This window comes from Alteromonas sp. 009811495 (assembly GCF_028865455.1).
Taxonomy (GTDB): domain Bacteria; phylum Pseudomonadota; class Gammaproteobacteria; order Enterobacterales; family Alteromonadaceae; genus Alteromonas.
Map to the genome: position 1 here is coordinate 2223205 of NZ_CP113972.1, position 23480 is coordinate 2246684.

Annotated in this window: 18 protein-coding genes; 6 read left to right on the forward strand and 12 right to left on the reverse strand. The window is 43.8% G+C overall.

Translation table 11 applies throughout. From position 1 onward, the window contains the following. Positions 1 to 23: 23 nt before the first annotated feature. Together OZ660_RS10215 and OZ660_RS10220 are read right to left on the reverse strand one after the other, a co-directional pair. The gene (locus tag OZ660_RS10215) at positions 24 to 1148 is read right to left on the reverse strand and encodes an enoyl-CoA hydratase/isomerase family protein (protein WP_274740803.1); all 1125 of its coding nucleotides are present in this window, start codon (positions 1146 to 1148) and stop codon (positions 24 to 26) included. A gap of 13 nt (positions 1149 to 1161) precedes the next feature. Further along, positions 1162 to 2316 carry an acyl-CoA dehydrogenase family protein gene (locus OZ660_RS10220; RefSeq protein ID WP_274740804.1) on the reverse strand — a complete coding sequence of 385 codons (1155 nt, stop codon included), beginning with the start codon at positions 2314 to 2316 and terminating at the stop codon, positions 1162 to 1164. A gap of 294 nt (positions 2317 to 2610) precedes the next feature. Between OZ660_RS10220 and OZ660_RS10225 the strand changes: the two genes are divergently transcribed. Then, positions 2611 to 4197: a response regulator gene (locus OZ660_RS10225; RefSeq protein ID WP_342455371.1), complete on the forward strand. Its 1587-nt coding sequence runs from the start codon at positions 2611 to 2613 to the stop codon at positions 4195 to 4197. Positions 4198 to 4224: 27 nt separating this feature from the next. Here OZ660_RS10225 and OZ660_RS10230 read toward each other — a convergent pair whose 3' ends face one another. Beyond that, on the reverse strand, positions 4225 to 5085 hold the full coding sequence (locus OZ660_RS10230; RefSeq protein ID WP_274740806.1) for an NAD(P)-dependent oxidoreductase: 861 nt from the start codon (positions 5083 to 5085) through the stop codon (positions 4225 to 4227). A 121-nt stretch (positions 5086 to 5206) separates the two neighbouring features. Here OZ660_RS10230 and OZ660_RS10235 point away from each other — a divergent pair, with 121 nt between their 5' ends. Then, entirely contained in the window at positions 5207 to 5689 is a 483-nt protein-coding gene (locus OZ660_RS10235; protein WP_202261512.1) for a glutathione peroxidase, read from the forward strand. A 30-nt stretch (positions 5690 to 5719) separates the two neighbouring features. Then, positions 5720 to 6745 (forward strand): 2-hydroxyacid dehydrogenase, encoded by a 1026-nt coding sequence (locus OZ660_RS10240; RefSeq protein ID WP_274740807.1) that lies wholly within the window; start codon positions 5720 to 5722, stop codon positions 6743 to 6745. A 2-nt stretch (positions 6746 to 6747) separates the two neighbouring features. Here OZ660_RS10240 and OZ660_RS10245 read toward each other — a convergent pair whose 3' ends face one another. Together OZ660_RS10245 and OZ660_RS10250 are read right to left on the reverse strand one after the other, a co-directional pair. Next, the gene (locus tag OZ660_RS10245; protein ID WP_274740808.1) at positions 6748 to 7488 is read right to left on the reverse strand and encodes a methyltransferase; all 741 of its coding nucleotides are present in this window, start codon (positions 7486 to 7488) and stop codon (positions 6748 to 6750) included. Positions 7489 to 7501: 13 nt separating this feature from the next. Further along, positions 7502 to 8263 carry a Nif3-like dinuclear metal center hexameric protein gene (locus OZ660_RS10250; protein WP_274740809.1) on the reverse strand — a complete coding sequence of 254 codons (762 nt, stop codon included), beginning with the start codon at positions 8261 to 8263 and terminating at the stop codon, positions 7502 to 7504. Positions 8264 to 8495: 232 nt separating this feature from the next. On the opposite strand from OZ660_RS10250, the gene OZ660_RS10255 reads away from it, so the two are divergent. After that, entirely contained in the window at positions 8496 to 8852 is a 357-nt protein-coding gene (locus tag OZ660_RS10255) for a hypothetical protein (protein ID WP_274740810.1), read from the forward strand. Between the two features lie 50 nt (positions 8853 to 8902). Here OZ660_RS10255 and OZ660_RS10260 read toward each other — a convergent pair whose 3' ends face one another. The 4 genes from OZ660_RS10260 to OZ660_RS10275 form a co-directional block, all read right to left on the reverse strand. After that, positions 8903 to 9547, reverse strand: a complete 645-nt coding sequence (locus OZ660_RS10260; protein ID WP_274740811.1) for a TetR/AcrR family transcriptional regulator — start codon at positions 9545 to 9547, stop codon at positions 8903 to 8905. Between the two features lie 61 nt (positions 9548 to 9608). Then, positions 9609 to 10631: a protease SohB gene (gene sohB / locus OZ660_RS10265; protein ID WP_274740812.1), complete on the reverse strand. Its 1023-nt coding sequence runs from the start codon at positions 10629 to 10631 to the stop codon at positions 9609 to 9611. Positions 10632 to 10752: 121 nt separating this feature from the next. After that, positions 10753 to 13284 carry an acylase gene (locus OZ660_RS10270; protein WP_274740813.1) on the reverse strand — a complete coding sequence of 844 codons (2532 nt, stop codon included), beginning with the start codon at positions 13282 to 13284 and terminating at the stop codon, positions 10753 to 10755. Positions 13285 to 13486: 202 nt separating this feature from the next. Continuing rightward, entirely contained in the window at positions 13487 to 16099 is a 2613-nt protein-coding gene (locus OZ660_RS10275) for a VolA/Pla-1 family phospholipase (protein WP_274740814.1), read from the reverse strand. A 307-nt stretch (positions 16100 to 16406) separates the two neighbouring features. Here OZ660_RS10275 and OZ660_RS10280 point away from each other — a divergent pair, with 307 nt between their 5' ends. After that, positions 16407 to 17150 carry a YciK family oxidoreductase gene (locus tag OZ660_RS10280; protein WP_226434309.1) on the forward strand — a complete coding sequence of 248 codons (744 nt, stop codon included), beginning with the start codon at positions 16407 to 16409 and terminating at the stop codon, positions 17148 to 17150. A 92-nt stretch (positions 17151 to 17242) separates the two neighbouring features. On the opposite strand, the gene glnS is transcribed toward OZ660_RS10280, so the two are convergent. Continuing rightward, positions 17243 to 18910 carry a glutamine--tRNA ligase gene (gene glnS, locus OZ660_RS10285; RefSeq protein ID WP_202261535.1) on the reverse strand — a complete coding sequence of 556 codons (1668 nt, stop codon included), beginning with the start codon at positions 18908 to 18910 and terminating at the stop codon, positions 17243 to 17245. Positions 18911 to 19159: 249 nt separating this feature from the next. Here glnS and OZ660_RS10290 point away from each other — a divergent pair, with 249 nt between their 5' ends. Continuing rightward, positions 19160 to 20197, forward strand: coding sequence for a LacI family DNA-binding transcriptional regulator (locus tag OZ660_RS10290; protein WP_274740815.1), 1038 nt, complete (start codon positions 19160 to 19162; stop codon positions 20195 to 20197). Positions 20198 to 20286: 89 nt separating this feature from the next. Here OZ660_RS10290 and OZ660_RS10295 read toward each other — a convergent pair whose 3' ends face one another. After that, positions 20287 to 21987, reverse strand: coding sequence for an alpha-amylase family glycosyl hydrolase (locus OZ660_RS10295; protein ID WP_274740816.1), 1701 nt, complete (start codon positions 21985 to 21987; stop codon positions 20287 to 20289). 4 nt (positions 21988 to 21991) lie between these two features. After that, a complete protein-coding gene (locus OZ660_RS10300; RefSeq protein WP_159624353.1) occupies positions 21992 to 23473 on the reverse strand; it encodes an MFS transporter in 1482 nt (493 codons plus the stop codon). Between the last annotated feature and the right edge of the window lie 7 nt (positions 23474 to 23480).

The following is a 23480-nucleotide window of genomic DNA, read 5'->3' on the forward strand; positions in this document are numbered from 1 at the left end:
AACAGTTCCGCGGTTAAATGTTGTTATAGTGCTTTTAACGGATGAGCGTCTTCTGTCCAAGGTGAAGTAAAAAAGCGCTCAATGACTTCTTTTGGTACATCGCTCACCGATGGGTATTTCCACTTTGGTTTCATGTCTTTATCAATTAACAAAGCACGCACGCCCTCTTGGAATTCACCGCTTTCACCACAACGACATGACATATCCGCTTCCATCTTAAAGCATTCAGCCAAACTCATAGACGCGCCGCGCTTGCACTGTTCAAATACCAAATGCATGGTTATAGGTGAGCCTTTAGCTAATGTTGCCTGTGCTCTAGATAACCATTTGTCACCTTGCATATCAGCACCTAATACTGCGCTTACAACATCTTCTACATTATTGAAGCGACACAAATCGTCAATAAGCGACATATTAGGCTCAACATTGCCTGCTATTACACTCTCAGGTTTTTCAAGATTGTTGAGCAGCATTGATACGTCGTCAGACAACGCCTTACAATCGGCCCAACTATGCGAAATCAAAGCATGGAGCATTGCTTGCTTTTGATTGCTAGCAACACAGTGGTCAGCTAACCCGACATAACACGCATCACTGGCATTCATTTGCCCGCCAGTTAGCCCAAGAAACAACCCTGACTTTCCGGGTAATCGTGGCAAAAAGTAGCTACCACCCACATCGGGGTACAGACCAATAGTTATTTCTGGCATTGCTAAACGCGACGTTTCAGTAACAACTCGATGACTGGCACCGCAAAGCAGTCCCATACCACCGCCCATTACAATGCCACTGCCCCATACCACAATAGGTTTATCATAGTTGTGAATGGTGTAGTCTAGGGTGTATTCAGTCTTAAAAAAGTCTTCAAGAAATGCTGGGATTTCCCCGTGACTTTCCACCATGGCATTGTACATCGACACAATATCGCCACCTGCACAAAATGCTTTTTCACCCGCAGCATCTACCACTACAGCGACAATATCGCTTCGACTCTGCCATGCTTGGAGCGCGTCCAGCATGATCTTTGCCATCTCTAAATCAAGCGCGTTTAGCGCTTTTTCTTTGTTTAATGTTAGTCTTCCAATGGCATATGCTTGGCAAGCGGTCTTTAACTCATCGACGATGACGACTGGCTCCATTTGGCTCATAGGTGCTCCTTGATTACAGTACGTTGCGCTCGTCCGCTAATAATCGTCGACCAATGATGACACGCATTATTTCATTAGTGCCTTCAAGAATTTGGTGAACGCGCACGTCTCTGAAGTGACGTTCTAGCGGATATTCCTTTATGTAACCATATCCGCCGTGAAGTTGTAAGGCATCATTACACACATTAAAGCCAACATCGGTAGCAAAACGTTTCGCCATGGCACAATACGTTGTTTTATCAGCATCATTGTTATCAAGTTTACACGCAGCCATGCGTACCATTTGACGTGCTGCTACCAATTCTGTCGCCATGTCTGCCAACTTAAATTGCAAGGCTTGAAAGCCCGCAATTGGCTTACCAAATTGTTCGCGTTCTGTCATATAGGCTCGCGCAGTATTAAGGGCTTGCTGTGCAGTACCGACAGAACAAGTAGCAATATTGATACGCCCGCCGTCAAGACCTTGCATGGCCATTTTAAAGCCTTGTCCTTCCTCGCCTAAACGCCAGCCTTCTTCAACTTGAACATTGTCAAAGGTGATCATACGAGTAGGTTGCGCATTCCACCCCATTTTCTCTTCGGCTTTACCATATTCGATACCATCTAGATTAGCCGGAACAGCAAATGCTGACACACCGCTAGGGCCATCACCACCTGTTCGTGCCATCACGACAAGTACGTCGGTACTACCCGCACCAGAGATAAATACTTTTGAACCGTTTAGCACATAGCCTTTATCGTTTTTTGTCGCCTTAGTTTTTAACGACGCGGCATCAGAACCCGCACCAGGCTCGGTTAGACAATATGAAGCAAGCTTGTCACCTGTTACTAACTGATCGCACCACATCGCCTTACAGGATTCACTTCCCCAAGTAGCAATCATCCAGGTTGCCATATTATGTATGGTCAGCATCGCAGTGGTAGTGGTACACCCCATTGATAGCTGTTCAAAAATAATTGATGAGTCTAAACGTGATAGTCCAAGACCGCCCGCCTCTTCTGGTGCGTATAACCCACAAAAGCCGAGTTCCCCCGCTTTCTTAATTGCTTCTACTGGAAAATGGTGTTCGCGATCCCACATTGCTGCGTTTGGCGCAAGTTCTTGCTGCGCGAACTGTCTAGCGGTTTCTTCAAATGCTAATTGATCGTCGGTTAACTCAAAGTTCATAAAGCTTACCCATAGTCTGTTGTATCAATGTAATTGTTAACACATTACCCAATAGTTACCCCTTACGTAAACGTAAAGGCACCATTTTGTTAAAAACAAGTATTGAATAACGTAAATATTTTGTGACGTATTGGCGCTTGCAGTGTTTTTAGCGGTGTCGCTTTGCGGTTTGATGCCAAAGGTATTTTAATATTTCATCAGTTATCACTTTGAATAGTGAAACTCTACAACGCGACTGGTAAGCTTATAATACTCCCAATAGACGGCTGTGATATTTTGGAATTTAGAATTGCCATTGTCGAAGACAACGCAACTGCGCGCACCGCCTTGCGTGGCCATCTTATGTCTATTGCCAACTTATCGGTAAGCAGTTTTGCTTCAGGATATGAACTCAAATCAGCGCTTAAAAAGCAAAATTTTGAATTATTGCTTATGGACTACCATCTCGGAGCGGGTAAAAGCGGAGTTGAGTGGATCCACACCTTGCGTGAATCTGGTTATATAAAACCAAGTACTGGGATTATTTTTCTTACCTCTGATGGCGCACCACAGACCATTGGTCGTATTATGGATATTCAGCCTGATGTGCTCCTTATTAAACCTTACACTATCGCTTCGCTTTCACGGCAAATTAAGCAGTATCTCCAATACAGAGACTACGTTAAGAATGTGTTGCACGCACTCGACAACAAAGAGACGGAACGTGCCATCAGTATTATTCATGGAAAAATAAAAGAAGGGGTGCCTACCCGCCTCGTAGCAGATATTAGACGACTATACGCTAGGTTGTTGTTTGAAAATGGTGAACCTCTTCGTGCGTTAAAAATTTACGAAGACGTCCTTACGCATTCCGATAAAGTATTGTGGGCTCAGTGGGGAAAAATTAAGTGCCAATATACGGCTGGTTATTGGTCACAATGCAAAACCCAGTTGGATGAGATGGTCAATTCAAGCTTAGCGCGTGATAAAGCATTCGAATGGTTAGCGTCTTTGTCTTTCGAACAAAGTGCTTTTGATGATGTCGAGAAGTACCTTGATCAAATAAAATTCAGTGAATTAAGTTTACCCGCCGCAAAGCTTAAAAGTATGGCGTTTCAAAAGCAAGACAAAGTCATTGACGCCATTGATTTACTGCAAAAAAAGCGTGCAATGCACAGAAGTGCCAAAGACCAATTTAACGACTTTACTTTTGAACTTGCCGAGTTTTACCTCATGCTGGCAGAAACTGCACCAGAGACCAATAGATCAGAAAGTTTGTCTCAAGCAAGAAAGCTCGTGGGTATAGCGGGTCGAAGCCAGGGCGATCCTCAGGTACTACAAAAGCGTGACTACCTACTCGCTTATTCTGCCATATTAGATAATGACGTAGATAAAGCCAGCCATTTGTTAGAAGCAGAATATATCGACAATTACTTGCGAACAGAGCCATCCACCCTTGTTGTAGCCGCTAAAGTACATCACGGCTTGGGTGACGAACGAAAAGCCGGTGAACTATTACTTATGGCAAAAGACAAAAATCAAGAGTTACAAGCTATTTCAGAACAAGTAACCAATGACGCGTTAATATTCAGCGGTGGCCAGTCGCTCGGTTTAAATCATGAACAAGCTGTCGCCATTAACGAGACAGGCACGCAACTCTTTTTAGAAGGCGAACTAGACGCTGCAATGAAACACTTTTACGACGCCTATCACCTATCGCCAGAAACCGCGGCTTTTGGACTGAACTTACTACAAAGTATGATTGAGTCAGACACTAGAGTGTATCGCAAATACGACTTAGACCAACTATTCGAAACCCTTCACAATGATGTGTTATCAGCGCCAAACAAAACGCGTTTAAAGCAGTTATCTGAACAAGCAAGGGTTCAAACACATACCTGATGTTCAGAGCATGTGTTCGTTGTGGTTTTACTTTAATCGAGTTAACAAACTCGACGTGTCCCATCTTCCACCACCCAGTTTTTGAACGTCAGCATAGTATTGGTCGACAAGAGCAGTCAGCGCAAGTGTGGAGCCATTTTTTCGTGCTTCATCCAACGCGATATTAAGGTCTTTTCGCATCCAATCGACAGCAAAACCAAAATCAAAGCTATTTTCTAACATTGTAGAAGCGCGATTTTCCATCTGCCATGACTGGGCAGCGCCTTTGCTAATAACATCAATAACAGCATTACAATCAAGGCCTGCCTTTTGCCCAAAATGTAACGCCTCGGCAAGTCCCTGAACAATTCCAGCGATACAGATTTGGTTCATCATTTTAGCTAATTGGCCACTTCCACATGTGCCAAGTAACTGGCTATGACGTGCGTAAATCTGTAATACTCGCTCAGCCTTTTCATAAACATCGCTATCACCACCCACCATGATAGTAAGTTGGCCATTTTGCGCGCCAGCTTGACCTCCAGAGACTGGTGCATCAAGAAATCCTATTTGTTTGGCCATACATAATGCATGTAGTTCTCTTGCCACATCGGCAGAAGCGGTAGTGTGGTCGACTAAAATGGCGCCAGATTTCATTGCCGAAAGGGCACGATTGGCCACTTCACGAACATCATTGTCGTCACCCACGCACATCAAAACAATATCAGCACCCTCTGCAGCTTCTTCAGGCGTGCTGACAGCACGTCCGTTGTATTCGTTAGCCCAATCTTGTGCTTTTTTAAAAGTGCGGTTGTACACCGTGACATTTAAGCCTGCGTTAACTAAATGGCCGGCCATTGGGTAGCCCATTACGCCCAACCCAAGAAAACTTACTTTTAAATCTGTCATTCTAAATATACTCTTGTAATTGTCTTATTGATGCAGCATTACGATGTGGTTCGAATGTAACACAAACACCAATAAGCACTAAAGCGCTCTACACAATAACAATAGAAAAAAGGAAACAAACGTGAGTATTTACGAATATGGCATTACGTTAAATGACGGCCGCGACATTTCATTAGACGAGTACAAAGGTAAGGTGCTACTGATCGTAAACACCGCAAGTAAATGTGGCTTTACTCCACAATACGAAGGGCTCGAGGCGCTATACAAAACACACAAAGAAAATGGCTTAGAAATCCTCGGCTTTCCATGTGATCAGTTTGGTCATCAAGAACCCGGAAGTGATGAAGACATTGCGCAGTTCTGCACACTGAATTTTGGTGTAACCTTCCCGTTGTCTAAAAAAATAGACGTTAACGGCCCAGATACCTTGCCACTCTACAATGAGCTCAAAGAAAAAGCACCGGGGTTACTTGGCAGTAAGCGTATTAAATGGAATTTCACAAAGTTTTTGGTCGACGCTAACGGTACGGTAGTCAAACGCTACGCGCCAACCGCGAAACCATCCGAAATAGAAAAAGATATAGCGGCTCTTTTGCCGCAATAGCATCTTAAAACGCTACGGGGAGGCATTGGAATGCGTACTACACTACCGAATAGTAACACTCACTTTAGCGTCGCATTTTTTAGTACGCGAATGTATGAGCGCCGTGTCTTTGCCCCCCTATTTGAGAAAAAGCATGGGTGCGGAGTTACCTTTAATGTTAACTACTATGAACATGCATTAAACAATGATACCGCGCGATTATGTCATGGCATTGATGTCGTTGTTGTTTTCGTCAACGACGATGTCTGTGCAAGTACTGTAAAAGTTTTACACGAATGTGGTGTGAAGCATATTGCGTTGCGCTGTGCCGGTTTTAACAATGTAGATGTTGAACAGGCGCATGAGTGTGGAATTAGTGTAAGTCGTGTGCCAGCTTATAGTCCTGAGACTGTAGCTGAGCATACCCTTGCGTTAATACTGACGTTAAATAGAAAGACTCACAAAGCCTATAATCGCGTTCGGGAGGGAAACTTCGCGCTTGATGGTTTGTTGGGTTTTACACTTCACAATAAGACGGTTGGCGTCATCGGCACCGGCCGAATCGGCAAGGCAGTTATTAGAATACTCAATGGCTTCGGGTGCAAAATACTGTGTTACGATCCTTTTCACGATGACGACATCGTGAACATGGGAGCGCATTACGTTTCCCTTGAAGAACTATTGAATAATAGCAACATCGTTACCCTGCACTGCCCTTTAAACAATGACAGCCACCATATAATTAACCCAGCATCACTTTCATTAATGCGCGATGGTGTAATGATAATCAATACCTCACGAGGCGGACTAATTGACGATAACGCGATAATTAAAGGCCTCAAAAGCGGGAAAATTGGACACTTAGGACTTGATGTTTACGAACGGGAATCAGAACTCTTTTTTGCCGATCACTCTGGCGATATTATTCAAGACGATATATTTCAACGACTGACTACATTTCCCAATGTATTGATCACTGGGCATCAGGGCTTTTTCACTCAAGAAGCACTTAATGAAATTGCCACGGTCACGGTCGGTAACATAATCAACAACGACAATTTAGTGCCTCTAACTTAACGCTATTTTTCTAAAACGATATGAAAATATTTACCGAGCCACATATAAGGCTCTGACATGCAATACTGACGTTCAAGATTGAGCAGTTCTTCATATTTACTGTCTTGATGGCTGATATCACGCATATAATCGTGGAAACACCGAATACCCGCTTTGGCTTTAACCTTAAAGCCAAGAGATTCACAAAAACCCACTACCTTCATTGCACTTAACGGTTGCTTTGGGTTTAAGCGCACTTGCTTTTTTGCTTTTAAGCCTTTGGCAATATAGTCAAAATTTCCATAAATCGCGTTGGCAAATAAGTTGGCATCTTGATTGAAAAAACTGAGACTTAGTGTTGCCCCGTTCCGCATATTGTTGAAAAGGTGAGTAATTGCATCAAACGGAGCATCTAACCATTCGAGTACTGCATGGCACAACACCAGATCGAAGTGGTTCAAGTCGTCAATTTCTTGAAGGTACTGATGGCGTATAGTCACCCCTTCTAAAAGCTTCAGATTTTCTTCTGCTTGCTGCAACACGTCTTTCGATGCATCAGTGAGCACTACATCATGCTCTTGCGAAGCAAGATGTGCAGCCATCACACCTGTCCCTCCACCAACGTCAATCGCTTTAAGTGGCTTAGCCACAAAAGGCGCTAATACGTCACATAAGATGGTATGACGCAGGCGTCCTTTAGTGGTGCCATAGATATTTTTTGAAAATGTGTCTGCTATGCCATCAAATATTCGATCGTTCTTCATTTTTGATAACCTGTTAGGCTGGGTTATCAATATCAATAAACTCGACATCGACATCAAATTGCTGGGCTAGATGCTCGCCTAATGATTTAACACCATAGCGCTCAGTGGCGTGATGGCCCGCAGCAAAAAACGTAATTCCCATCTCTCTTGCAGTGTGCACCGTTTGCTCCGAAACTTCACCGGTAACAAACGCGTCTACACCAAGCTCAACAGCTTGCTCAATAAAACTTTGACCACCGCCAGTGCACCATGCAATACGTTTTATGGGCTTATCTCTTGGTCCTTCGACTAAAATCTTGCGTTCAAGCAATGAACTTAAGCGGTCACTAAGTTCGCTTGCTGTCTGTGCCTCTGGCAAGTTGCCATGCATCACAACACCCGTTGGTTTAACACTGCTTGCCGCGGTTATTTCATCGACGCCTAACAGATTTCCTAGTTGGCGATTGTTCCCCAATTCTGGATGGACATCTAACGGCAAATGATAAGCAAGAAGGTTAATGTCTTGGCTGAGTAATGTTTTTAACCGGTTCTTTTTCATACCGGTAATCTGTGCGGGCTCGCCTTTCCAAAAATAGCCATGATGGACCAAAATGGCATCTGCTTTTGCCGTAACGGCAGCATCGAGCAATGCTTGAGACGCTGTTACGCCTGTCACTACTTTTTGAACTACTGATTTCCCTTCAACTTGTAAACCATTCGGACAGTAGTCACCTATCTCATTAACTCGCAAAATGCCATCAAGGTAATTTTTTAATTCGTAATTAGTGACTGACACGACGCCTCCGGTTGAAAGTTAGACAAATTGGTCAAAAAACGTTATAAAAACACGCGAACGTTAACTATTATACCTTTTAATTCAGTAAACGTGTGCAATACGCCATATTGTTATGCGGTAATTGCAATGACTATTGGCTAAATGGAAGCCGAATACACGTACACCTGTGTAATGTACATATAAGGGTTGAAGCAAGGCGTTCGTCATCTAAATTAAATAAAGAGCAAAAAGCATGGCAAACCTAGACAAAGATCAAGTAATCGCTGAATTCACAAAGGCTTATACGCAAGCAAACGGTAAAGCGCCTTCTATTGAGGCAAAGAGCGGATGGTACAGCGTTGATGGTGGCAAAAATGTACGCTTGGCACAGCTACAAGAAATGACCGCAGACCTATCAGGTAACAAAAATGAAACCGCCAAAAGCGAGCCTGTTAAAGCAAAAAGCGAAACAAAAAGTGCAAAGCCAAACGAGAAAAAATCATCAAAAGCAAAGGCCACTAAATCAAACGCAAAGTCTGGTTTCTCAGTGAAAGCCTTTTATGCCGAACAGCTTAAAAACAAAGCGCCCGGCGCCACTTTGCCTCGTTAATAAGAGTATTGATGAAAAATGTAAGAAACGCACCTAAGAGGTGCGTTTTTTTATGCTGGAATTGGCTGCGATAGTCTGCCCGCCATACCTTGTGCTACGAAGGGAACAAGATGGCGCATTACTTCTTCAATATCGACATGTTTGTGAAAATCAGACTCTGCAATTTCGGTAAGCGCTTGGCTCGATGCCATGGAAAAAACAAAACTTCCCATCGCGAAGTGCATGCGCCAGAACAATTCCTCTTCAGGCAATTGCGGCAAGCAATGGCGTATTGCACTAACCAATGAGCGGATACATGTGCCATAGTCGTTCATAATAAAACGTCTAAGGTGCCCTTGCGTTTCGTTGTAACCTCTACCTAATAACTTAACAAACGTCGCCGTGCCATGCTGCGATAACGTGTTAAGTGTAAGCATTGGAGGGATGAGCGCATACAACAACGCCTCAATGCCCTCTACCCCTTCCTTCAAAACTATTTCATCAATACTTTGCTCAAGTTTTGGCATAAGATGATCGAAATAGCGCTTGAAGACAGCCTGAATTAAGTTTTTCTTACTACCAAAATGATAATTAACTGATGCCAAGTTAACTTCAGCCTTGGTCGTGATTTCTCGCATAGAGGTCTGCGTAAATCCTTGTTGAGAAAACAAAAATTCCGCAGCATCTAAAATGTCGGTCTTAGTGTGCCGTGCCATAATTCTCTTATTATCATTGTTGTTTTCGAGAACGAGCGGTAAGGCTTCCGCTCAACTCTAATTAAAACCAGTGGCGCGCTTTGCTCCACGTTTTCATTATTACTCGCTCTGACACTTTTGCAGCGGCCATTCCCAGTTTCTCAGCAACATTCTTTTTAATTGAATATTTAACACTAAAGATTTCACGCTGTGGGTACTGAGCCAAAATATAATCGTCTGATGTAGAAATATTGTCTATTAAACCTAAGGCTTTTGCCTTAACACCCGGCCAATATTCGCCCGTTGCAACTTTGTCTATATCCATCTCTGGTCGTTGGCTATGAACAAAATCTTTGAAAAGGACATGAATTTCTTCAATCTCTTCTTTAAATTTCGCTCGGCCTTCGTCATTGTTTTCACCAAATATGGTCAATGTACGTTTGAATTCGCCAGCCGTATGCTGCTCGAATTCAATATCATTCTTTTTGAGTAGCTTGTTGAAATTTGGCAACTGTGCTAACACACCGATGCTTCCAATATAAGCGAATTGGGAAGCGATAAGGTTATCAGCAACACATGCCATCATGTAACCGCCACTTGCCGCCACTTTATCTACTGCGATGGTAAGTTTAAGACCTTTCTCTTTAATTCGTTGAAGTTGCGAAGCGGCTAATCCATACCCATGAACGACACCACCACCGCTTTCAAGGCGCACCAACACTTCATCATCTTGCTCAGCAACACAAAGGATAGCGGTGATCTCTTCCCGTAAGTGTTCTACCTCAGACGCATCCATTGAGCCTTTAAAATCAATGACAAATAAACGAGGTTGAGGAGATTCATCAGACTTGTTTTTCGCTTTTGCTTTATCTTCTTTCTTTTGATTTTTCGCAAGCTTTTTAAGCGCGTCTTTATCGAGTAACACTTCTTTTGCGTACTGCGTTACATCTTTCAACTGCTCTGAAATTGACGTTATCTCAAGCTGCCCTTTTCCTGGTTTTTGTTTGCTCGCAACGCCCACAATCGTTGAAACAACTACGACAAAAGCAACAACAAGTGTTACTGCCTTGGCAACGAACAAACCATATTCGTACAAAAACTCCAAACTCTACTCCTAGTAAACTACAACGCTTACAACAATAAGCGACTATACGTAAAAAGTAACCTGGTTAAGCGACATGGCTTATCCAGGTTACTGATGCATTTACGTAATGATACCAGCTTTGTTACTGCTGTGACGATAGTGATACTTGTTCTATCGTATTGTCGTCTATTTCTTGCTCAGTGAAGTAAATGTCACGCAACGTCGGTTGCTGAGAATACAGTCGAGTCTGGTCGGTATAATGCTCACTACCAAACTTGCGTGACTGAGAATACGTCAGTATTCCTCTACCTTTCGGGCCCTCATCAGTAAAGTTAATAACCATCGCCCAACTGGTTCCATAGTTGATATGATAGCCCTGCGCTTCAGCACTCATAATTGTGTTGTTATTGATGGTGTTATAACTGTGTCTTGGCAACAAGGTTTCGTCTCGACTGCGAATACTATCAAAGACGTTAAAACCACCCTCAATATTGTGTGCCCCACCCCATGGTAATTTCTCGCCAGAAGCAGTTCCGTTTGGCAAACTTCTTTCAACAAACTGAACTTCGCCAAATGGTGCATCAAAGTCTACACCTGCCTGTTCAATTACTTGTACTGCTCGTGCCATTTGTTCAAGCGTAGCCGTGTTTTGAACCAAGCCTGATGGCGTGGTTACAGGTTCTTCAAGAGAGAATGGTACTTCCCACTGTGGAGCCTGATTGAATTGGAAAGCAAACTCTCTGAATACATGTGCACCTGTGCTTGAAGTATTCATTGTTCCATCCCAATCTGCCAACGCATCACACGCTTGTGCAATAGACACATCAGTACCGTCAACGTTTACTGGTGTGTCACCCTGTGCTGTACACGCTTGAAGTAAATCAGGCAATATGTCTTCAGCAAGGTAGCTTCTGTTATTGAGCAACAGTGATTCAACTTCTTCTGGTGTAAAAGTACCATCGCTACCCGCTTCAGTTTCTATGAACTTCTGTCCCATTCGAGAGCGAAGTGTTTGCTGGTAGTCGACGTTACCGTACATTGGGTTAGCTACACGTATTGGCGATGAAAGGTTAGTGAGCCAATAGCTGTCATTAGAGTTTTGAACCGAATCTGTTCCTTCGTATTTTGGCGCTTCTTCGTATGGCACTGGTCCATCAAAATCAAACTGCGAAATATTACCTGGCAATACAGTAAATCCGGCCGCAGCCTTTATTTGTATTAGTAGCGGGTTAGTCGTTAGTTGTTCAATTGCCGTTTCAGTCAAGTTAGGCACCGTTGAATCATCTATGTAAAACACTTGGCCATCACTTGACGCTGCCATTGTATTGTTAAAGATCACACCGTCGTAATCTTTAAAGGCTTGTTTAAACTCATCCATTGATGTGGCCATATTCATAGCTAGCCAGTGGTCAACAATATCTAAATTAGGTAAATTCGCATCTTTTATCGCAAAAGCATTGGTACTATCCCACTCAAAATTACCGGGTACTTCAATCATTGGGCCATAGTTGGTGTAATACGCCGTTTTATTGAGTTTAATTGTTTGCCCTGGCGCAACCGCAACATCAATTTGCATAGGCTTTTCATAAATCGTACGTCGATTGCCATCAACCATGTGAGTGAGGCCGCTTGCATCATCTTCATCGAGCGTCAGTTGATACACCACGAAATGTTCCGCGGTTGAAAACGTGTGTGTCCACGCAACGTTTTCGTTAAATCCAATATTAACAGCACCAGGTAGGCCAACCAGCGAACTTCCCGTAACATTCATGTAATCAGGTACTTGTGCGTGAAAATTCCAAAAACGCAGATTCCCAGTATGCGGAAAATGTGGATTACCCAACACCATACCCTTGCCATTAGTTGTTTTGTCGCTGCCAAGGCCCCATCCATTTGAGCCCATTTCTTGTGGATTTCTTTCAGGCATCGTTACCGCAGGGTTAAACTTAAGTGATGAAGCAACCGCATCCGGCACAGACTCAGCCGCAGTAGGTAAATAGCTTTGTCCCTCTGGCGCTGCCAGAAACATTGGACCTAAGAAGTTAGAAGCGCCAGGCAAAAGCGCTACACCTAATGAGTAAGTTAACAAGTCTACACTATCAATGTCTCTTACCCATGGCTGACCAGCACAGCTGGGGTCTTGTTCTTCTACGGGTGTATCGCTCAGATAACGGTTATAGCCTGCTGTGTATCCTTGAAACATAGCACGCGAATTTACCGACATTTTGGCTAAATTGTTCTCAGCAATCTCTCGGATGCCAAGCGTAAGGTAGCCAAAGTCGTTAATTACGTGTGCCGAATCACCACTACCAGGTACTAAGTCTGGACCGAAGTATTTTGCGCGCTGAGAGTTATATTTTACAATTTGATCCGCCAATACACACATATTATCGCGGGCAAATGCGTAACCAACGCCATAAGCCATACTTTCTAAGTTGTCACCTGTTACATGTGGTACACCATAAGTGGTCCATCGAATATCTGCTGTTAGCGTGCCATCAGTGTCGAAAGCAGGAATAGGCGCTGGCGGGGGCGCTACCGTAGGTGGAGGCTCAGGAGTTACTGGCGTTACATTGCTGAAATCATTATCGTTGTCACCACAGCCACTGAGTAGTGCTGTTATAGAAAGCGCTAATACGCTTGGAATAGGTGCGAAATTATTATTTTTTCTCATCAAAAATAGTCCCTAAAAGATGAATATGTACTTGCCGTTCCCTTTGCAAACACTGCAAACCCCTCTATATTTAAGCGGCTTAACCACAAACAGATCCGACCAATTTACACTACATTAACATAATAAAACATTCAAACAACATCATAATTTACGTACAAAAAAGCCGGCAAACGCCGGCTTTTAATTTACACTAATATTTCTTTTAATTAGCGACTACTGTCACATCAGAGATAGGTAGAGCTAGTGCATCTGAGGCCAAGTAACCCGCAACCTCTTTTTGCATTTCAGTTGTTACTGCAGCATTTGATGCAGGGTTTAAGCTTGACGCGTGAGCGCCACTATTAAACAACACCAACGCACTGATAGGATCTGTGCCCGGACCCTGTGTAGTAGTAACTTGCTCTAGACCGATTGTCTGTGCCAATGGTAACTGACCTGCTAGTGGTAACGCTGTGCTTACAGGAATTACCTGATCAGGTAGGTTTGCCTCACTACCATCACCGACAACAGTCATCATGTGAACTGGAGTTGTCTCACCCAGTATAGTGGCATAGTTAGTCGGGTCCCCTGCATCCATCACCGATTGAGCTGCAAAGGCGAATTGAGAGAACACTGCGTTTACCGCTGCCGCTTGCTCAGCCGTTAAATTAGCTTCAAACGTTGCTACCGCAGACGCCAATTCCGCTTCTGATACGTCTGTCGTACCATAAAGCTGATTAAGCAGAGCCACAAAGTCTTCAGACGCTTGAGAAAGCAATAAGCCTTTAATAAGAGGGCCAAACGCTGGAGACTCAAGAAGGAACTGCGCAATACCACCTCCAGGTGATTCAAGCGACGCTTGATTAACAGCAAACATGCCGTCTAACGCCGCTAGGTCACCACCCATCGATGTATTAGCAACCGCTGCGAAATTACCGCCAGTGATTGCACCTAGCGACACACCCATAATTGAAACGCGACTGGTATCAAACTTCACGTTTTGCGCTGCGGTAGTATCTACCACCGCGTTTAGACCTAGACGCAAACCAAGCAAATCAGAAACGCTCTGACGCAGGTTGTCTCGTGCAGTTGGCAAGCTTGCAAGGTTCATGTAGTGCGTTGCACTTACTGTCGTTGCGTTAAGTTCATCAATACCATCGCCATTTAAATCAAAGCCACGACTGCCGTGAAGCGGTTGGTCAATAGCAATAGTTGCGATACCAGCAAGAGACAAGGTTCCTGTAATAGCAAGCATGTCTTCTTTTTGGCTAGTAATACCGTGAGCAAGGATAACAACAGGCCATCCCGCTTCAGGCATTGTAATTGGGAATCCAAGCGCACCAGCAACAGCTGGGTTTGGTACCGTTACCTGCACATCTAAGGTCTCGTTACCCATGTTCCCGCCATTTGGCTGAGGGAAAGGATTGAACTTAGTAATATTTCGTGCACTGTCTAGCATTTCACCGTTTACACGGACATCAGCTAAACCTAAACCTGAACACAATACGGCATTGGGACCTGCAGTTGTAGATTCGCTCGCCAATACTTCTTGTGGCGTACCTGCTAACACAATACCGCTGTCACATGCTGCTTTCCAGAAAGTATTAACCGGGGCAAGAGGATTCTCTGCGCTCGGTACACCCAAGAAATAAGGTAGTGAAATGTTACCCTCGTAACGCTGTGCCGCACAGAATGGGCCTGCTTGCGCAAGAATACCGGTTGAAACCTCCACAGCGAAGTCATTCACTAAACCCCATTGTCCCGCCAATTGCCCCGTGACCGTACCTGTTAATCCAGCACATGTTTGTAATGCACTGAAGTCAGTCGCATCAATAAGTGGGATAAGAGGCGCAGCTTCAGGTGGTAGGCTCTGTTTGCCAAGTGCTATAGCACCAGCAACAGCTTCAGCGCTGACTAGACCAAGTGCTTCCATTGCAGTAGGCGCTACGTCTACATCACCAACGACAATAGCCGGAAGTGCCTGTCCTGCGGTTTGATCACCTGCAGCTGCACGCATAGCAAATTCACTTACCATTACTTTTTTGATGGTATCTAATGAATTGGCAACTGATTGTGTTGTAAACGCTGATACATAAGTAATTTCTTCGCGAGCATAACCTGCGCCAATGAGCGGGTTAACCAATGAATTTACTAAGCCTTGTAGTGACAGTTGTGCATCACTTGAAAGTGGGTTGGTATTGATATCTTGGCGAACAGAATCCCATGTAGTAGAACCCTGTACAGATTTACCTGACGAATCTTTTAGTGCCGTTGTCATAACCAACATGTGACCCTTAGCAGGCTTAAGTGGCTTTAACGGCACAACGGAAATAGTATTGCTATCGACTAGGCTTAAAACGTAGTCAACACCAAAAGTAAGTTGATCACCCAACTTACAACCAGCAGATGGTGTAGTAATCTGTGCACAGTCAGGGTCAGACTGATCAAGACCTAATGTTGCTTCGAATAATAACACACCCGCAGAAAGTGAAGATGCGTCTAATGAAGTACCAGGAGGCGTTTGTACATCAATGACAAATGGATGCTGTGTTGACCAACCGTCCAAAACGTTCAGTGCGTTTTGAGGGTCACCAAAATCCGTAGGATCAGCTACAGGAATGTTAAGTGTGTAATCGAAGAAACCATCATCGCCCGGAAGCATTAGAAGGTCATTAGGAACGTTTAAGTTGCCAGCAGCTGGATCAAAAACGATACGTGAAAATGGCGTTTGGACTTCTGTTTCGGCCTGAATGTCAGAAAGGGTTTCATCGGAGCCACCACAGCCTGCTAGACCCAGCGCAAGGGCCACACTGGAACTTAATACGAGTTTTCTCATCTCTACTCCCTACAAGCATTGTTGTTATTCTTTGTCTAAAACTAAGCCTTTGATAATTGGCTCTCTCTACCTCGTTCCTGCGAGCGTAGAAAAGTGCTTTAAACATGTTAGACCAGTTGTATCTTCCTCAATCTTATTGACTTTGTTGCAACTTTGCAAAGTTTTGTTAACCAGTTTTGTTAACTTTTTTTACGTTTACTAAGATTTTTCATTGAATGTTTTACTTGTGACTCAGTCTGAGTATGATCTCGTGCAATATAAAGCGCGAAACATTCGCGGGTTAATACTATGTATTCGAAGGACAATCATGAACGACTATAATGCACCGCAAGATTTACTTAAGGGCAAAATTATTTTAGTGACTGGTGCAGGAGATGGTATCGGTGCAGAAGCTGCACGTACATATGCTGCGCATGGTGCAACTTGCATTCTATTGGGCCGAACTGTCGCTAAACTTGAAGCTGTTTACGATGAAATAGTCGCCGCGGGTGGCGAAGAGCCAGCTATCGTGCCGTTAGATTTAAAAGGTGCAACGCCAAGTCATTACCAACAAATGACGCAAACTATCATCGATCAATTCGGTCGTCTTGATGGCGTGTTACACAATGCATCTATTCTCGGTCACTTAAGTGCGTTTAAAGACATCGACGCCCAAGAATGGCAGGATGTTATGCAAGTAAACCTCAATGGTATGGTTTACATGACACAGGCGCTTATCCCTGCGCTCGAAAAAGCCGATAACGCATCAGTAATTTTTACTACATCGAGTGTTGGTAGAAAAGGCCGCGCGTTTTGGGGCACCTACGCAGTTTCAAAGTTTGCTACAGAAGGTGTAATGCAAACGCTGGCAGACGAATACCAAAACAAATCACTGCGTTTTAACTGTATTAATCCAGGTGGCACACGCACACATATGCGCGCTCAAGCATTCCCAGCTGAGAATCCAGAAACGTTGAAAACACCAAAAGACATTATGCCAATGTATTTATATTTAATGGGTAACGAGAGTGTGAATGTAAATGGCCAATCTTTAGATTGCCAACCTAAGTAGAAGACTAAAGCAAAAGAAGTCTAAAGTGCCACTCAATAAAAAGCCGCTAATAAAATAGCGGCTTTTTGATTTTTAACGCAATTGACGCTGCCCTACTCGCCTATTTTGGCCCAAGTATCGCGCAAACCAACTGTGCGATTGAATACAGGTTTATCGTCCGTGCTGTCCTTATCGACACAGAAGTAACCCGTGCGTTCAAACTGCCATGCACCTACCTCAGGTACATTATTAACAAGCCCTGCTTCTACCCAACCTTGTTTAATCTCAAGAGAATCTGGGTTTATCGCATCGGTGAAGTTGTCTTCAGCTGCTGGGTTAGGAACATTAAACAAACGGTCGTATAATCTGAATTCCGCTGCCTGTGCAGTTGCTGCGTCAACCCAATGAATAACCCCTTTAACCTTGCGGCCATCCGCTGGGTCTTTCCCTAACGTGTCTGGGTCATACGTACAGTACACAGTTGTAACATTGCCCTCTGCATCTTTTTCGACGCGATTGGCTTTAACAACGTATGCATTGCGAAGACGTACTTCTTTGTCTAATACCAAACGTTTGAATTTTTTATTAGCAGATTCACGGAAGTCCTCTGCTTCAATAAACACTTCGCGACTAAAACCAATATTACGCGTGCCCATTGCGTCATCATTCGGATGATTTGGCGCAACCAAAGTTTCATGCTTGTCTTCATCATAGTTTTCAATAACAAGCTTGATTGGGTCGAGTACGGCCATCGCGCGTGGAGCATTTACATTGAGGTCATCTCTAATGCAAGCTTCAAGCATGGACATTTCAACCATGTTATCCATCTTGGTTACACCGATTCGCTTACAAAACTCAACAATTGAACCTGGGGTATAGCCTCGACGGCGCAAACCGGCGATTGTGGGCATACGTGGATCGTCCCAACCGCTTACGTGTTGTTCATCAACTAACTGAATTAAACGACGTTTACTGAGTACTGTGTACTCGAGGTTAAGACGTGAAAACTCGTACTGACGCGGTGTGCAGTCAATGCTAATGTTCTCAATCACCCAGTCGTACAGTCTTCGGTTATCTTGGAATTCCAGGGTACACAATGAATGTGTAATTCCTTCGATAGCATCAGAAATACAGTGCGTAAAATCGTACATAGGGTAAACACACCATTTATCACCCGTTTGGTGATGGTGTGCGTGCTTAACGCGATAAATCACAGGGTCGCGCATACACATAAATGGTGAAGCCATATCAATTTTGGCTCGCAAACTACATTCGCCTTCTTGGTAGTCGCCCGCCGTCATTTTGGCAAATTCACGCTTATTTGTTTCAACATCGGTGTCGCGATATGGACTATTTTTTCCTGGCTCTTTTAGCGTACCGCGCATTTCACGCATAACATCTTGCGAAGAAAAATCGACGTATGCCAAGCCCTTATCGATAAGTTCGTTGGCGTATGCGTGTAACTGGTCGAAATAGTTCGATGAATACCGTTCCTCACCATCCCACGTAAATCCAAGCCACTCAACATCTTGTTTAATTGAGTTAACAAAAGTAATGTCTTCTTTTGCTGGATTGGTATCGTCGAAACGCAAATTACATGTACCGGTATAGTCTTGTGCAATACCAAAGTTCAGGCAAATCGACTTTGCGTGGCCGATGTGAAGAAAACCATTTGGCTCTGGTGGAAATCGCGTTTTGATAGCGTCATGTAACCCACTGGCTAGGTCTTTATCAATTATTTGACGGATAAAGTTGGTCGGACGATGTTCAGTCTCGGCCATTCGCATGTTCCCCTTATGCACTAATAAATCTATAAAAATTTTTTGCAGTATAACACTGTCACAATTAGATCAACCATGTTTTATTAAGTAAAGCCTAACAACTGATGGAATAAAGAGCACAAGTTGTAACAAATTGGTCACTAATGGCCTGAAACGTTTGTAAAAGACATCAAAATACAGGTAACAATAAAAAACTGTGGTAATCTAATTCGTGCGATAACACTGTCGTAGCAGCAAAATATGGTGTTTATGAAAGAAAAAGCAACCTCATTCGATATAGCGCATTTAGCAGGCGTATCACAGTCTACGGTTTCAAGAGCACTAAATAATAGTCCGCTCGTAAATCAAGAAACACGAGACCGTGTGCAGCGAATTGCTCGCGAGCTTAACTATAAAGTAGATAAAAACGCGAGTAACTTGAGGAAACAAAAAAGCAGTACCATTGCCTTGTTGTTGTTTGAAGACCCTACTTCTGATGACTCAATGATTAATCCGTTCTTTCTGGCGATGCTAGGAAGTATTACACGTGCCTGTGCGCATGCAAATTATGACCTTTTGGTTTCGTTTCAAAACCTAGAGGACGATTGGCACGCAGAATACGAGGATTCTAATAAAGCCGATGGCATTATTTTACTCGGCTACGGCGACTATACCGATTACCAAACAAAAGTTGCTCAACTAGAGTCACAGGGAACGCATTTTGTTCGCTGGGGCGCGCCAGATGAAGCTCATCCAGGGGTGAGTATTGGGTGCGACAATTTCCAAGGTGGGCAAAGTATTACTGAGCATCTACTTTCGTTGGGCAAAACTTCATTTGCCTTCCTAGGAGATAATGGGGAGCACGCACCTGAATTTAAAGCGCGTTTTGATGGATATTACCACGCACTAAATGCCAATAAGTTAAGCCATCGCAGTGTACAGCGCAATGCAATCTCTACAGAAGATGCAGGGGCGTTGGCAGTGAAGTCGCTTATTGAAAGCAATGAGTTGCCAGAAGCTATCGTGTGTGCCTCAGACCTTATTGCGATGGGTGCCCTTCGAGCGCTGCGACAAGCTAAAATTAATGTCCCCGAACAAGTCGCTGTGGTGGGTTACGATAATATTGCTGTGTCTGCGTATACCACGCCCGCGCTAACCACCGTCCAACAAAATACCAAGCTTGCAGGAGAGCTACTGGTCAACACGTTGCTAAAAGCAATTAATAATGAAGCCGTGGAAGATTACTTGATGCCAGCAGATATTATTATCCGACAATCTTGCGGCAGCGATAAAGCAGTAGAGCTTTAGAGCACAAGGCAACTAAAAACCAATAATCAATAAAAAAAGCGCCATTAATTAGGCGCTTTTTAGTTTCCGGCATATTTGTAACCCGCTCGTTATTGTCTTGATAACTGAAAGCGCACCGCTTCTAGTAATGCTTCATTAGAAGGTGCTCCCTCTAACACCCACACTTGTACGCCATTAGGTGCAACTTGAGATTGCAACACTTGTCCTTTTTCTATTGTGCGTTTTTCACCGCTTAGGCGCTCAACCCATTCGCCTTCTTGCAAATAGTTGCTCACAGTGAAATTGTCTGCCTGGTCACTTTTATTCAATAGCACCAATGCTGTTTGTGCGTTATCTTGATTTTGCAGTACGCGGTAAAATATTGCTTTGTGGCCATTTAATTCCACATTAACTTGAATGCCGCGCTGCAACGCTGGTGTTGTCTTTCGCACGTTTGCAATGCGTTTTAGCGCGATACCTATGGGGTGAGACATAGCACTATCGAGTACATCTTGCCCCACGTAGTTTCGGTTACCAGCATGTTCAGCCGTACCACGCATGTAACCTACCTCTGACCCCATATATACAACAGGTATTCCACGCACCGTAAACAACCAGTTGTGTGCGTTAATAAATCCCTCATCAGTAGCATTCATACGCGCCATATCGTGGTTGTCGTAAAACGTAGTAAGTTCATAAGGGTTTTGATAAGGGCCGTGCGTAAGATATAGCACCTTTTCAAGTGCTGAAAAGTCACTTTCAAGTGGCTTTTCAAACACTGAAACCATCGCTTTTTGCATTGGGAAATCTAGAACACTTACGCCACCATTTTTCTTCAGTGTATGCTGCGCAATATTATTCGCTTCATAGTCAAAGCTTTCGCCAAACATAAAGAAGTCAGGGTTTTCTGCACGGATTCGGTCTGAAGCTTCTCGCCAAAATGAATGCGGGACATGGCGTATAGTATCTATCCTAAACGCATCAGCACCTTGCGATATCCAATACAGATAACTATTAATCAAATAGTCTCTCACCAATGGATTTTCATCGTCTAAGTTAGAAAGCTTTACTAGATCTGGATAGTTATGAAAAAAAGTGTGTAGTGGATTATTTTCTGGGTCCAGTTCTTCAGGTGCCAAATTTTCATGGTCTGCCACCAATTTTCCTTGAGCATCATACAGCTCTCCGTATCCCGGTAGATCTTTTTCCATGGTAAAGCTGGGGCTGCCATGATTGGCAACAATGTCGAATACCGATTTAAGCCCGTGTTTTTCGCGCATTTGTGTTGTGTAATCTTTTACACTGAGATCATCACTTATCAGGTGCTCATCGGCTTTGTAAAAATTAGTGGCCCAATAGCCGTGGTAACCTGTTTTACCACCATCTTTAAAAGCGCCACCATAAGTAATAGGCTCATCACCATTGAATGCATAATCGGGGTTATCTACTACTGGTGTCATCCATACAGCAGTAAAACCTAAATCGGCTATATAATCTGCATTATTCAAAATGCCTTTAAGATCGCCGCCCATATAACCCACATAGGCTTTTTTTCCGTCGGGCCCTTCAAGTGGTAGCTGCCAAGTTGGATGGTCGCCACCCTGGTCTTCATGGTTGTTGCTAGGATCACCATCAACAAATCGGTCGGTAACGACAAAATAAACCGCTTCGCTGGCAAAAGGCACAGTAGTTCCAACAATTGCCGTTTCATTAGTTTGTAACTGGCTGTCGTTGTGCACATGTTGCGTTGAACACGCGCCAGTTAATAGCGAGGTCAAGGTTACTGCAAGTGCTTTTAGCTTAAAAGACATCGCGCTACTCTCCTTTTGCTTCTTGTAATGCGCTTGTATCTGCTTCTTTCACAAAGAATACTGCTATTGCGCCAATTAACATTGAGATACCCGCAACTACGATGATGTATTTTGCATCATTTTCAAATACGCTGCTTAAGATCCAGCCTGCGGTTAAACCCGATACAATTTGAGGTGCTGCAACGGTAAAGTTAAATATACCCATGTACACACCTGTTTTATTTGCTGGTAGCGCCCCCGCCAACATGGCATAAGGCATCGCTAAAATAGCGGCCCATGCTATACCTACGCCTATCATTGGGATAAGTAATTTTACGGCGCCTAGAGGAACAGTAACCTCAGTGATAAGTAAGTTTACGTTAACCATAGTCAGATCTTGGAATAACAAGAAACTAACGTAGCTTATACCACCGAGCGCCAGTGCCCCCGCATAAACCATTTTTCGGCCAAATTTATCGGCTAAACGCGCAAGAAAAATTGAGAAGATAGCAGCGAATACTGAATAAGCAGCAAAGAGAATGCCCACCCAATCACCGGCAGCGCCTTTCGCCATTGTGATAGTTTCTGGCACTACAGGTGCAGCAGCAATAAATGCAGGGTCAAACCACTGCTTATCCACGTTCCAAATATGCTGCGTAATAGCAGGTGTGGTGTAAACCCACATAATAAAAAGTGCAAACCACGAAAAGAACTGCACTACAGCAAGTTGCTTCATAGTCTTGGGCATATTAACAACAAGGTCAAAGAACTCGCCCAAACGCTTCAAAAGTGGTGCCTTTTCTTTTGACATTTCAGCCACATCGGCATCGCTTAAGCCCTTGTAGCGATTGTACTCATCTGGAGCATACTCCTTAGTGCGAATGACCGTCCAAATAACGGTACCAAGTAAAACAGTAGCTCCAATATAGAACGCCCACATTACTGAAGGAGCAACCTCTCCCATTTGAGCAGTGTTTTCAAGACCGATTACGTTCGTTAACACAAACGGAAGAATAGAGCCAATAACCGCGCCAATGTTGATTAAGAGCGATTGAATCGAATATCCGACATTGCGCTGCGAAGGAGGCACCATATCTGATACAAGCGAACGGAATGGTTGAAAACATACATTAAATGACGCATCCATTAGTGCCACCATCAATGCCCCCATTAGCATAGGCGCTAAAAAGGCAACAAAGATTGGCGCATTTGGCAACAGGATCATACCAATTACCGCAGCAATCGCCCCCGCTAATATAAACGGACGTCGTCGCCCTAACCTATTCCATGTTCTATCAGAAGCTGAACCCACTATAGGTTGTACAATTAGGCCCATAATAGGCGCGACTAACCAAAACAAAGACAGTGAATGTAGATCTGCACCTAAATCTGACAAGATTCGACTGACATTCGCGTTTTGCAGTGCAAAACCAAATTGAACACCTAAAAAGCCAAAGCTGACATTCCAAATTTGCCAAAAAGACAGGCGAGGTTGTGTTGTTTGCATAGTTTGC